General features: G+C 36.0%; 10 protein-coding genes and 3 pseudogenes. 4 read left to right on the forward strand and 9 right to left on the reverse strand.

The window, feature by feature from the left end:
* The 3 pseudogenes from HU235_RS25610 to HU235_RS25620 all read right to left on the reverse strand — a co-directional run.
* Positions 1-831: pseudogene (locus tag HU235_RS25610) on the reverse strand (DUF11 domain-containing protein); the annotation flags it as partial.
* A gap of 228 nt (positions 832-1,059) precedes the next feature.
* A pseudogene (locus tag HU235_RS25615) lies at positions 1,060-1,887 on the reverse strand (isopeptide-forming domain-containing fimbrial protein); the annotation flags it as partial.
* Positions 1,888-2,091: 204 nt separating this feature from the next.
* Positions 2,092-3,897: pseudogene (locus HU235_RS25620) on the reverse strand (lectin-like domain-containing protein); the annotation flags it as partial.
* 1,012 nt (positions 3,898-4,909) lie between these two features.
* Here HU235_RS25620 and HU235_RS24125 point away from each other — a divergent pair.
* Complete coding sequence (locus HU235_RS24125) at positions 4,910-5,404, forward strand: Imm6 family immunity protein (protein WP_233452419.1); 495 nt, start codon at positions 4,910-4,912, stop codon at positions 5,402-5,404.
* A 419-nt stretch (positions 5,405-5,823) separates the two neighbouring features.
* Here HU235_RS24125 and HU235_RS24130 read toward each other — a convergent pair whose 3' ends face one another.
* From HU235_RS24130 to HU235_RS24155, 6 genes are all read right to left on the reverse strand, one after another.
* Positions 5,824-6,648 carry a CbrC family protein gene (locus HU235_RS24130; protein ID WP_174881845.1) on the reverse strand — a complete coding sequence of 275 codons (825 nt, stop codon included), beginning with the start codon at positions 6,646-6,648 and terminating at the stop codon, positions 5,824-5,826.
* A gap of 67 nt (positions 6,649-6,715) precedes the next feature.
* A complete protein-coding gene (locus HU235_RS24135) occupies positions 6,716-7,000 on the reverse strand; it encodes a hypothetical protein (protein ID WP_174881846.1) in 285 nt (94 codons plus the stop codon).
* A 105-nt stretch (positions 7,001-7,105) separates the two neighbouring features.
* Entirely contained in the window at positions 7,106-8,119 is a 1,014-nt protein-coding gene (locus tag HU235_RS24140; RefSeq protein WP_174881847.1) for a S66 family peptidase, read from the reverse strand.
* A gap of 324 nt (positions 8,120-8,443) precedes the next feature.
* A complete protein-coding gene (locus HU235_RS24145; protein ID WP_174881848.1) occupies positions 8,444-8,857 on the reverse strand; it encodes a DUF6892 domain-containing protein in 414 nt (137 codons plus the stop codon).
* A 24-nt stretch (positions 8,858-8,881) separates the two neighbouring features.
* On the reverse strand, positions 8,882-10,126 hold the full coding sequence (locus HU235_RS24150) for an MDR family MFS transporter (protein ID WP_174881849.1): 1,245 nt from the start codon (positions 10,124-10,126) through the stop codon (positions 8,882-8,884).
* Positions 10,127-10,459: 333 nt separating this feature from the next.
* A complete protein-coding gene (locus HU235_RS24155) occupies positions 10,460-11,311 on the reverse strand; it encodes an HAD-IIB family hydrolase (protein WP_174881850.1) in 852 nt (283 codons plus the stop codon).
* Between the two features lie 84 nt (positions 11,312-11,395).
* On the opposite strand from HU235_RS24155, the gene HU235_RS24160 reads away from it, so the two are divergent.
* The 3 genes from HU235_RS24160 to HU235_RS24170 all read left to right on the forward strand — a co-directional run bounded on the left by HU235_RS24160 (position 11,396) and on the right by HU235_RS24170 (position 13,638).
* Positions 11,396-12,385, forward strand: a complete 990-nt coding sequence (locus tag HU235_RS24160) for a LacI family DNA-binding transcriptional regulator (protein ID WP_174881851.1) — start codon at positions 11,396-11,398, stop codon at positions 12,383-12,385.
* Between the two features lie 330 nt (positions 12,386-12,715).
* Positions 12,716-13,012 carry a hypothetical protein gene (locus tag HU235_RS24165; RefSeq protein ID WP_174881852.1) on the forward strand — a complete coding sequence of 99 codons (297 nt, stop codon included), beginning with the start codon at positions 12,716-12,718 and terminating at the stop codon, positions 13,010-13,012.
* 11 nt (positions 13,013-13,023) lie between these two features.
* Complete coding sequence (locus tag HU235_RS24170; RefSeq protein ID WP_174881853.1) at positions 13,024-13,638, forward strand: hypothetical protein; 615 nt, start codon at positions 13,024-13,026, stop codon at positions 13,636-13,638.
* The last annotated feature ends 135 nt before the right edge of the window (positions 13,639-13,773 follow it).

Genomic DNA, 13,773 nt, shown 5'->3' on the forward strand with positions numbered 1-13,773 from the left:
AGTAAGAGGTGTTGTCGTTTCATTTGAGTCGACTACTTCATCTTCATTCGTTAACAAATTCTTATAGTTAATTTGCGCTTTATTTTTGACTTGAGTAATCGTATCACTCACTAATGCTTTTACTTTAAACTGGACGGTCATTCCGTTTGGTAAATCAGTTGTGTTTGGTAAGTCACCTAATTTTACGATGACCTTTTGTCCATCAAAATGACCTGCATCACTGTCATCGGCATCAGTTAAATCGATTGTTCCTGTGCCATTTGTAATTTTTAATGAACCTGGAACATATTCTGTTCCTTCAGGAATCGCATCTTCAAAGAGTGCATCAGCCGCAATGTCTCCACCATTGTTTTTCACGTTTACTTCATACGTTAACTCGTCACCAGCGTTTACTTCTCCCTCTGGTGAGACTGTTTTTTCAGCAACAACACATGGTTCTGTTCCTAGGAAGACGTCATCAAGGTAATTGCCGAATGCCAAAGCTCCACTAGATGTACTAATTGCTTTAAATCCAAAACGCGTCATTGTTTGTCCAGCTGGAACAGTATAAGTTCCTGTATAAGTTTTCCATGTAGTCCCAGTTGAAATTCTCTTTATTTCTGGTGTGGTATTGAATGGGTCGGCCGTAATTGGTCCAATATTAACACTCATTGTATCAACACCATTCCAACCTCTATGATTTAAACGCCAATAGATGGTCTGCCCTGGTGTTGTTGGTAATTCTTGATATAACATACTATGTGTATCAGCATTTAATTCTCCAAATCTACTCGTAAGATTGTCTTTATTCGGAGTATTTGAAGGGATAGTGCTCGGTCGGGCAGGGTCCATTATTTGAATAATTCCTCTTGGTGTACGGTTGACATCAGTCGTTTTCCACCCTGGAACAGTATCTGCATAGTAATAGCCACCACCTGCTACCGAGTTATCATAGGTACCCGGTCCCTCCGGCTTTTCAAAATCACCATTAATCAATGCAACTGGTTTAGCACATGCTTCAATTACTGGTTTTGGTAAAACCGTAGTTGTTACTTCATTTGTTTCTGTTGATTGGCTTTCATTTATTAATAAATTGTCATAATTAATGAGCGCCTTGTTGGTAACAACTTTATTTGCATCTGTTGCAAGTGTCTTAACTTTAAACTGAACAGTCATTCCGTCAGGTAAATTCGTTGTATTTGGTAACTCACCTAACTTAACAATGACTTTTTCTCCATCGAATTGACCAGCATCATCGTCATTTTCGTCTGTTAATTCAACTGTCCCTGTTCCGTTAGTAATTTTTAACGAGCCCGGTACATATTCAGTACCTTCAGGAATTGCATCTTCAAATACTGTATTTCCTGCAACGTCTCCGCCATTGTTTTTCACATTAACTTCGTACGTTAACTCGTCACCAGCGAAAACATCTCCATCTGGTGAGACTGTTTTCTCCGCAACAACACATGGTTCAGTGCCAAGGAAGATATCGTCTATGAAATTACCAGCTCTTATGTCTCCCGTAGCTGAAGAAACTGCCTCAAAACCAAAACGCGTGACTGTTTGTCCAGCAGGAACTGTATAAGTACCCGTATAATATTTCCAAGCCTCTTTACCTGTTGACATTGTTTGAACCTTCGGAAGACTATTTGGCGCAGTTGTACTAGAACCAATCTTCACCGCCATCGTGTCTACGCCATATCTACCTTTATGAGCTAAGCGCCAATAAATGGTTTGTCCAGGAGTAGTTTGAACATCTTGATATAAGGTTGCGTTCTCAAAACTATTCATTTCAGCAAATTGCTGACCATGAATAACCTCGTGTTTATCACGATCACCATCTGGAAGTTTATCCATTAAACTTTTAACAAAAATGTCAAATCGACCAGTTGAATCGGTTGTAGTCCATCCTGGTATATATTCATCCTGGATACCAGTCCACCCTGGTCCAGTAGGAGTTCTTGGATCATCAGGCGAATATGCTAATTCCTCAAAGCTACCATTAATCAAAGCTATTGGTGCTGGACATGCATTTGTAGATCCTTCTGGCTTGATCGTAACTTGTGTGTTTGGTTTATCTGGTGTGGTAATATTATCACCTGTTACTACGCCTGTGTTGGCAATCGTTTGACCAGCTTGATCTACGTTTACAGTCACTTGGAATGTCAATGTATGCCATTCCGTATCCGTTACATCGCCAAATTGACCAACTACTTGTCCATCTGCAAAATGACCTTTATCATCACTTTGTGCATCAGTCACTGCTGTACCATCTACAGTCAATGTTCCAGGTACATATTCTACCCCTTCTGGAATATCATCGGTGATTGTTAAGTTTGTGACCGAACTATTTTCAAGTGTGTTTCGAGTTTCAATTGTATATAGTAATGTATCTCCAACTTCCGGATTACTCGCATCTGTATTTCCATCAGCTTTCTTTTCGATGCTTGAAGATTTTTTAGACTCTAATATTGGTGTAGGTGTAACGTGAATCGTGATTGTTGCTTCTGCTGTCCCACCATAACCATCATCTACAATGACTGTAAATGTATCGTCTCCAACATAGTCCTTGTTCGGAGTATATGTCCATGTACCATCTTCGTTTACAGTTACCGTACCATTACTAGGTTGTTGATTACCTGCACGATACGTTAAGCTATCTCCATCTGGATCCTGTCCTTCTACTTGACCTGAAACCGGCTCATTTACTGAAGTCGTTTTTGTATCATCCGGTGCAGTTGGCGGTTGGTTTGTAGAAGTGAAAGATGTAGAGTCAGTGAAGCAATCATAAGCAGCTGCAAGTGTAACTTCCTGATTATGACCAGCCTTATTCAATTCTGCTTGAATCTTTCCATCTGCATCTGAAACTAAATCAGTCACAGCCTCTCCGTTAGGTCCTGTTAGCTCCCCTACGTTTGAGGTAAAACTATCCAGAGATGCCCCCTGAACTGGTTTACCTAATGGATCTAATAAAGTTACGGTAGCATTATATCCATTATCCGTTGATGCCGCTAACTCCAAGCTGCTAGGTGCTTGTTTATAATCGTTTTGCGGATTAAGCGTATCAATAGGTGCGTATTGGTTTACGAAATACCAATTATATATATCGTGTGTTTCGTAGTTAGGAGAACCTGTAGTTCCGGTAAAGCTCGCATAAGGTTTTGCCCCATTAAATATCGAATCAAGATTGATGCTATTTACATCTAGCACTACTTGAGAACTCGCTCTATCTGGAGAAGTACCTAATCGAACTTGAACGTTTTGATTCAAACCATCATAGTCAATCCATGTATAATACTGAGTTCCGTTAGACAAGTCATAATTAGTACCATTTGTTGTATTATACTGATTTAAATCTGTAAACCAACCTGACTTATTAACCGGGTCTCCATTTACAGCAAGTCCAATATTATTATCTGAAGGGTCGTTATAACCGGAGTTTATAAAAGTATCGTATTTGATACTAAAACTCGGTGCGGTACCGTAAATACCTAAGCTCCCTCCATTATTTAATGGATTCGTTTGGTTAGCCTGAAGAGTAAAGGTGAATCCGTCACTCGCTCCATTAGGGCTTGTATTACCAATTTTAAATGAAAATGCTGTACTGAAAGAATAATTGTCTTTCGGACAGAAATTATTTTTCGTAATGACTGCTCCACTTTGTAATTGGGTTGCAGGTGTTAATCGTATAAAATTTTGTCCATCCGGAACATCAGCAGAACCCAATACATTAAACAATTGATCTACAGTATCTCCGGAGAATCCATCAAGCTTATACGTCAGCCAATTATTATCTGTAGTAGCCGCCTCTGTCTTGATGAGACCAAGACCAAGAGGTTGATTTAAGCTATATGAGATAACAATTAAAAAAACTAAAAATATTTTAAAGATTTTACTGACTGTCGACTTTGATCTCAATATATTTCCCCCTCCCTCAATATTGAATTTCCTCTGTCAACTATGAATAGAATCTTATAAGGCCAGTAACAAAGCTTGAGAACAACTAAGTTTTTACTCAGTTAGCGAAAACTTTATCTATTCTCTAAACTTATAAAAATATTAAAATGAAAGATTTTTACTAGCACTTACCTGTTGTAACTTATCTACTTTGACAGTTGGAGAATTTGCCTTTTGCTGCACCTTTTCTTCTTGAATATGTATTACTTGATAGAATTACCTGCATCACATTTACTAGTAGAAAGGTTCATCTACCTTGCAAACAGTTAGCCTGATAATCCATCATGCAACAAAAAGACTCGACTTCCTATACAAAAAATCCTCACCTCCTTTAAATGCACTCAACTGTCTACTAACTGATATCTATCAGTTTCCTAGATAATATTTTTCAAAAAAACAAGTTTTGAGGGGGGAATCGACATCAATAAAGACTTAAGACATATAAATAATCCTAAATTGATTGCGGTACTTTTGTACCATAACCCTTTTTAAATAAGGGAAAATCACTGCTGTAAATAACATTTTGTATTCTGAAAATACAACCAATATAAGTAATTGGAAATATTTATACGTTGACACTTCCATAATATATTTTATTTGTCGAGCGAAACAAGGGAAATTCGAACTAATATTACAAAAACTTCAACTTTTTTACATAATTTTTCTGTTGAAAATTTCAAATTCGGATAACTTTTTGTCACAAAAAGGGGAATTTTCCGACTACAACTTTCGACTTATTTAAATCGCTCTATCTTTTTGATAAGCAAAAATTCTAAATCTCATGCTATATAATGACATTTTTATACAAAAAATACTAAAAGTTATGAATATAGCTTGAGAGGTTAGTAGAAAGAATAGTAGAGTTAAATTGATAGTTTATATAAATCAAATTTATAAATCTTCTAAAATTTTAAAAGATAGAGAAGATATTTTTTATCAATAAAATAGAGACGACCAAGGGAGGTTAGCAAATATGAGAGATATTATGGAAACAAGCATTAATAGTAGAGTAGCAATATGCTTGGCGTATGCAGATGAAACAAGAAAATATCTAGAGACAGAATTTAGTGATAGCGAGTACAAAGAGGCGTTTCAAAAATTCAAAAAGATGATCGAAATGGGGAAAGAATGGCTAACAGGGAAAAAAATAAATTGGGAAGATATTTATGAAATGTGTAATGATGATGATGTAGAATATGGATGCTTTAATTTTATTGCAATCTACAGCCTTGAAGAAAAGTATGAAGTTCCCGCTAATTTACTAATATGGACTTTGTATTATTTTACTTATCAATGTGCTTGTGAGGCTAATGAAAGGTATTTCCCTCAAGATTTGTGGGATGGTCATTTACCACCAGAGGATGAAAAGCTTAACATTGATAATTTATATAGAGAGGCAAAACAATATTTATCTCCGGATATTTGCGAAAAACTACAGCTACTTGAGGAAAAGTATCGAAGCGAATGAACGAAAAAGGACGAATCAAATTATAACTCTATATGATTAGAAGGAGGGTGGGACATAACGAAAATATTTCTAATGAAAACCGAACATTGCTTATTGCAAAAAACTATAAAGAAAAGACTCTTTACGAAGAGGTCGGTTTTTTGTACAAACTTTATTAAGGTTGATTGTAGCGTAAGTGCGAGACTCCTGCGGGATGCGTGGGAGAGGTGAGACCTAAGCAGGTTTACACCGAGGAGGCTCACCACCCACCCCGCGGAAAGCGAGTACTGTAGCGGAAATCAACCAGAACGACTACTAGTAAATGTATACAAGTATTACCACTTACAAAAAGACACGAAGTTTAAAGCAGAATTCCAAACTATAGTTCGGATTTTTCTTATGTTTAAAATCTTTTGTCCCAACCTCCGCAAACTTTGATATTATGGTAGATCTGTCGTTAATCGATGCTTGCCACAATGAATGCAAGTAAATAAATGACCAACTATATATGTATTCAACGCTTTTTTTAACTCTTCCTGCTCGAGATTATAATCTGATGCTTCTTTCATTAAATCATCATGAAGTTCTTTTTCAAGATGGCTCATTTCATCCCAATTAACTGATCCAACATATGCACAAAAATCTTCACAATGTTCTAGCCATGATATTTCCTGCCATGACAATATCGAAGGAGTTCTTAAATGAAGTTCCTCAACTTTATGAGCATCCTCAAAGGAGGTTGGGTTTTGATTATTAAATTCAACATCATGCTCCTCCCCTGCTTTCCCTGATGCAATACAATGAACACAAATTTCTTCTAAGTCACTTTCACCATAAAAGCCTTCATGAAAGAAGGAACTCTCTCGGTTGCACACCTCACATATATCTTTATAGTATGAGATACTCCCACTTTCATATACATTAGGATGATATTTAAAATAAGGGAGCTTGTGAATAAGCTTAAACTCTTTTATGATCGATTCAAGGTCAAGAAGGCTTATTGATACTTTTTCCTTTTCTGTTTCCTGATAGATTGTAAATTTCGACGTCATGTCATCCAATAGCTTAATGATTTTCCTCATATTCAGCATTTTGTCGTATTCGTAATCTAATGCAGTATAAACCTCTGTACTTTTACTTACCGCTTTTCTAAACGGTTGGAAATCTTCTTTCGGAATGAACTTACTTACTTCAGAAAAGAAGGATCCTTTCTGTTGATTAGCCAATTCTGCAAGATTAATTTCTAATGTTAACGTATAAGACATCACGAATCTTCCTTCATATTAAATATTCTTTTTCTTCTTACTAAAGCTCTCAAACTAGCAAAAATAGCTAATCACCTATGGCGTTCTCGTCTTGAAAAAGACTCACATCAACGACACCGCTTTCCTCTAACTCCTCGTCAAAGATAATAAAACCATACCCTGATTCACAGCTGTCGCTTTTAATTTTCGCCACAGCAATTAACGTATCTCGCTTTTTATACCTTTTGTAAGCCTCAAATGGTAAGATATCCTCTCCACTATCATCAAAAGCAATATAATCAAAGGTAAAATCAATTTTCACTTCAATTTCCTTTGGTTTTGGATAAACTTCTATAATTTTCGATACATTCATTTTTACCTCCTATAAATAGAGACTCTGTACAGGAGCTATTCATCTTATTGTTTATTTCTAGGAGTCTCACACATTCACTCCGATAAGCTTTAGCATAGCCAGCCATTATTTAAAGCATTGCAGAACAGAGCCTTTCCCTTCCTCAACTTCAATCTCGGCATATGCACCATTTATAAAGGTCATTTGTGGAGGAACATGACCACAATCAATATCATAAACAATCGGAATGTTCAGCTCAGCAGAAAGCTCATGATAAACATCTTGGGTCGTATAATCATTTACAGAAGGATTCGCACTGCTTCGGCCAAACATAATACCTGTGCATTGCTCAAACCAGCCAGCTAGCTTCATTTGCACGAGTGACCGCCGCAAGTCTGTAGTGGACAGGTCACAATTCTCAAAAAACCACACGATCGGCTCTTCATTTATATATTCGTTTCTAAATTTTTTCACATCACCGAATGGCGTGCCGATTAAATGTCTTATTATATCGATACATCCACCAAGTAAACGGCCTTGTATCATCACCTTTTCGTTAGAAACAGCTTTCCAATAAGTTTGTTCTGTTAAATGAAACACACATGGAGATGGATTTTGATGATCCCATTCCTTTTGGTAGTTAGCCGAGGAATGCTGAAGGACAGCTTCACCTGTCTTCGTCGATAATACTCTCTGCCACATTGCAGTCGTATCATCTGAATATTCTCCTCTTAAATCAACGAGATTTGTTCCGTGAGCAGTAGCAGTTCCAGTTTTTAAGGTAATCGCTAATAACAGCGCACTTGTATCGGAATAACCTAATATCCACTTATTTTTTATATGTTTAAAGTCAATATATTCAAGGGTTTCAATAAGCAATTCTCCACCCCATGGAGGAATTATAAGATGAATCGCATCATCACGCATCATTTCATTAAACTCAGCTGCACGTACTTGAGCAGGAGCGGATTTCGCCTTTTTTTGCGTCCAAACTGTTTCACCGCAAACGACCTGAAATCCTTTTGCCTTCATACGCTGACACGAAAGTTTAAACATATCATGCAGTTCAGGCTCTACCCCTGATGACGGTGCTGTAACTCCTATCGTTGCATGTTTTTCTAAAAATGGATAGTTAATCATCTGAATCCCACCAATTTTTTACATCATTTTACCAAATGGAGTGTAGTTGAACAATGAATTATTTCAGAAAAGTAACTTTGCTTGTTTTGTAGACACTATGAATATTTAATTTGAGATATTTTAGAATCTCTGTTCCTAAAAACAAAGAGCACCTATCAGTGTTCAACTCAGCGATAGATGCCCTCCCAAAAAAATTAACTTTAATTCCTTGAACTAGATAAAATAATAGGAGCTTTAGGAATAGTCCATGTTTTCACAAAGGAAGATGCTTTTACTATCTTTAAATCTCAAAAACTATTAAACAGTTTCATCACTTACCACTCATTAATACTGAACTTCAATTCCCGCCTTTTCAAACGGCTCTAACACTTTGGGGTCACACATTGAAATATAATCAACTATTTTTAAATTTTTTAGATTTTGAAATCCTTCAACAGATACGACATCAAACAGATCATCCTCCCCATCCCAATCTGGCTTAAGAATATGATAGATTTCATTCCCGCCATCAAAGCAAAGGGAGTCTATCTTATCCAAATCAGTTGAATCCAAATGAAGCGTTTCTAAATATTCCTTTATTTCAGCAATCGGGCCAGCCCCAGAATACCATTCAAAATCATCTTCGTACTTATTAATTAATGCTGTTAGCTCCTCATGAAAAATCGGTTCCTTATCTAATAAAGCATCAATCACAATCAATTTAAAATTAAAATCCTCAAACATTCCACTTTTGTCCATTTTTCTTCCTCCTTTTTTATAAATTTACATCTCATGGTGCACCGGCTTTTCTTCATATTTTTTAAATAAATGAATGTATAGGATGATACTGACGAAGGAGAACAGCAAAATGATACTGAAAACCCCAATAGGCGGTACCCAGCTTGATAGGAACACCATGAATGGTGCAAGAAACTTCCCAATCGTATTTTGCAGACTATCAGCACCCATGTACTGGCCTCTCGCGTGTTCAGGAGCATAGCGGCTAATAAAGCTCTGTGTCACTGGAGAGCGCACAATTTCACCGAACGTAAAGATAATGGTTACGAAAAATAAGTACCAAATATTCGAGTTTAATCCGACAAAAAATGTACCGAAACCGGCCAAAAGCGATGAAAGGATGAATACATCCCGTTCCTTCCAGCGTCTAAACCATTTCGTTACCGGCAGAATAAACAATACGAACAAAAGGCCGTTAAACCCGACTAGCCAGCCAAAAATATCTGTACTTGATAGCAAGAAGGAACCATTCTCCCAAGCAAAAATTTGTTGCGCTGGTACATGGTTGATAATATAGATCGGTAAATAGAGATCAAGCTGCATAATCGGAATAAGGGCAAATATCCCCGCCAAAATATAAATCAAGAATACTTTATCACGGAAAATAATTCCATACCCTTTCCATTGCTCCTTAAATACACTGCTTATTTTCGAGTTTTTCTCTCTCGTTTGTGCCACTGTTTCATGAACGATGAAATAAATCGTGATAAAGTAAAGAATTAATACAACTGCACAGGTCCATAACAGTTCTTGCCGATATTGAAAGAAAAAAATCGCTCCAAGGGCTGGACCGAGTACGGCACCAATGTTATTAGCTGTTGCAAACGTTGCGAATACCTCCCGAAGATTTTCAGCAGGAATCAAATCAGCCACCATCGCAGAACTTGCGGGCCGATAGATCGCTCCCCCAAATCCGATGCCAATGAATGCGATGTAATCAATCCAAGGGGATGGTGACACTGCAAACAAGATAAACATCACCGCCTGTAGCAATGCCCCTAAAAGCATGACAGGTCGCCGACCAAATTGATCAGTTAACCCTCCACCGAGCAGACTTCCAATCGCGCTAAAAATCGGTGGGACTGTCATCAAGATGCCCGCAATGCTATTGCCTAGTTCATAACTAAAATACACCGTAATAAATGGAAAGTACATCCAAAAAAGCATATTGAACATACCCTCTCCGATTAACCGAACCTTCAAATTATTGTCCCATAATCGTATTTGCACAAAAATCCTCCTCATAATGCATATCGTACTTTCCAGTGTGCACACACTAAGTTCTCGGCCAAGTACAAAAAATATTAAAGCATTTTCCTTAAAAGATATAGACTTATAATTATGAATTGTTTATACTAATAATATGAAAATCGAATATATACCCTTTTTATTTAATTGTCCTACAAACCGAACATTTGTTTCTATATAAAAAAGACGCTTCTACTAAGAGGCGTCTTTTTTGATGTATTGTTTTCGTTATGATGTTTAGCTTCCTATAGTTGCTGTATTCCCCATTACAATCGAAAGTTCATACAGACCGCAACGTAACCTTTAAACCTATATTTAATTTAAACTATTAACTAAACATTTTTTTAGTACCTCTAATATTCCTTCAGAATAATGAGATATCGTTACTTTATCATACAAGCCTTTAGCTTCCTCAGTGGCATTTCCTAATAAATAGCCATGCTTTACTGTTTTTAACATTTCAACATCGTTACCACTATCTCCAAAAGCAAAAGTGTTATCGTAAGGAACTTGATCGTATTTCATCATAAACTCTACGATTGCTTTTTTTCCAGTATGAAGAGGGATAAAATCAACATCAAATGCTCCTTCAGGGTCTCCTGCTTTTGGATTGCAGCGATTTATATTTATTCCTATCCCGTTCATTTTCGCTAAATGTTGAATAATCTTTAAATCATATTCACTTTTCGTCACAGACTTTTCAAAATAATAATAGTTGCATTTCGTACGTTTTTGGCCAAATTGCGTTTGCTCGATAAGCTCTATTTTATATTGATTATACAATTCTCTGACTAATTCATTTACGTTTTCGTTTGAGAAGGCAGCTTTCCTTAATCTCTTTTCCCATTCACCGTTAGTAACCAATTCTCCATTTTCATTAACGTTATATACTTCTGTACCTAAGTTACTTGCGATAAAATGGGGACTATACGACATATTTGCCCGCTCCATTTTTTGCATAATTTGATTGAGGTCACTTCCGGTTACCCAACCGATTTTTACATGATGCTTTTGTGCAAGGTTTTCTAGATATTGTTCCAATTCATAGACATGCTTTAACAATTCATCTGTACAAGAATGCGGAAAATACGTTTCGTCAAAATCAAAAAAGAGTAAATAGTTCACTTTATGAGAGCTAGAAAAAGGTTTTTTCAGCTTAATATTCATTATTCAACACCCCAATTTTTACTTTTTTAAACTATAATTGCTGGTATCGGTCCCAGGTCAATATAATTTTTTTCGAGGTGCAAAATGGTCACAATCTATGATATCGCTCGACTAAGCGGTGTTTCTAAATCAACGGTTTCTCGGGTGATTTCCAATCATCCACATGTATCAGCTGAAACAAGAAGCAAAGTATTAAATATTATGCAACAGCATCAATATGTTCCGAATTCCCTAGCAAAACAATTACGGCAAAAGCAAACAAAGAGTATAGCTATACTCGTCCCTAATTTAAATCATCCTTATTTTAGTCAGCTAGTTAGTTATCTATCTGCTGCTTGTTATGCGAAAGGATTCAAAACTGTCGTACATCAAACCTTTTCAAGCAAACAGATAGAAATAGACGTATACACACAGCTGCAAAGAAATGAGTTTGATGCGATCATCTTAGCCTCCTCCTCTACATTATCTGAGGAGGAAGTCGCAGCGTATACGGAAAATAAGCTTGTCATTGCCTGTAATGAAGATTACAGCGGAACATATTTTGATGTATTTTGTTTAAATGAGGAAGAGGTAACAATGAAAGCAACAGCATACCTTCTCAATAAAGGCATTTCAAAGCTTGGCTTCTGTTCAGATTATATTGATTCTCCTTTACAGCAAGCAAGGTTAAAGGGGTTTATTTCAGCTCACGATAAAAAGGGATTGAATTACAATAAAGACTTTCTTTTCAATCACATATCAACGATAGAGGATGGAATCAAACTAGGTGAAAAAATCTTTCATGAGCATCTAGAAATCGAAGGGATAATTGCTGGCAGTGACTTCGTTGCCGCTGGATTAATTAAATCGGCTGTTAATAATAACATTCAAATTCCGCAGTATTTTTCGATTATTGGATTTGATAATCACCCGATTTCATTGGTAACAAGCCCGCAAATTTCGACGATCAGCAATTGCATTCAGGAGATGACTACTGAATTAGTGGATCATGTCATTAGGAAAATGAATGGTAGTAAACAAACTCCGATCAAAAAGGTTTACAACGGAGAAGTGATCATTAGAGGGTCATGTTAGTGTTTTTTGAAAGCGAACGAATTAAGGGTAGAAATTTCACTATTTAAATTTAAAAACGTGATGGATGATTTAATCCGTTACGTTTTTTTCATTTATTAAATCTTCTAATTTGAGAGACCAGCCGCTTTATCCCTGTTGTATAAAAACTTATTATTAATCCATTCTAATAAATAGATCCAAAGGACTTAGCTCCTCCATACTTTTCTCATTACCACGACTGTTATCAATGCTTTAACAGTCTTTTTAATTTAAGGCTGTTTTTTAAATATTCTTGGTTTTTGTAAGATTTATTGAGCGTAAGAAGAATACTTGTAAAAAGGTGTGCTTAAAATGGACTTTCCGACAATTCATACAAATTTTTGGGATGCTGTAATTGCGGTTCCAATTGTGATGCTCATTACACAACTAATAAAAGTCTTTCTTAAAGTAAAAAGAAAGTATGTCCCAACAATTGCCCTTATATTAGGATTAAGTATTTCAATCTTTATAAGTCATCGCCACGATTTGCTAGCAGGTGTTTTTATGGGATGGTTTTATGGCTATGCTGCTATCGGATCCTATGCTTCATTAAAAACGACCCTCATCTCATTTAGGAGCGAAAAAGAAAATAATATTCGAGGCTCATAGGAGTGATATAGATGAAACAGGATTCACGTAAAAGATTGATCCTTGATTTAATTTTTATTATCTTACAATCTGCCTGTATTATTGGACTATTTATGATAAAAAATTTCGAATATATGCGAATTGCTTTGTCTGATCTTCTTTTTTGGGTCGTATATATGATTTTTGAATTTAAACAAAAATGGGTAATCCCTTTTTATGTTCGCCTGGTTGTAATCCTAGCGATAATAAGCAATGGTTTTTTTGGGGAATTACTTAATTGGTATGTAACATCCGCTTTTTATGACCGCATTCAGCACGTATTTGGAACATATGCAATGACACTATGGGCATTTTATATTATTCAACAATTTGCAAAGGTAAATATCACACAAAAAAGACTCGTCATTATTTTCTTTATCATCCTCTCAACAGCATTAGGTGCGTTTTATGAAATCATTGAATTTTCACAAGACGTACTATTTAAACCAAAAATAAAAAATCAACCTAGCTTATTGGATACAGATTTTGATTTAATTGCAGATTTCACAGGCGGAATCATCGCATTATGTCATTATCTGTTTTCAAAAACCTTAAAAAGCTTTCTGATTAAAAATCAAAAAACCTACTCAAATGACGGTGAAAGATAACGGAGCACTTACTTTTCATGAAATTGCTTCAAAGTAAATGCACTAATTCCTTAAAGTAACATAGTATATTTTTAGAAAAATCAAAACGTCTATCTTTGTAAAAAGCACCTGGTATTTTATTTGTCTTACATCAGT

Source organism: Metabacillus niabensis (genome assembly GCF_902829255.1).
Taxonomy (GTDB): domain Bacteria; phylum Bacillota; class Bacilli; order Bacillales; family Bacillaceae; genus Metabacillus; species Metabacillus niabensis.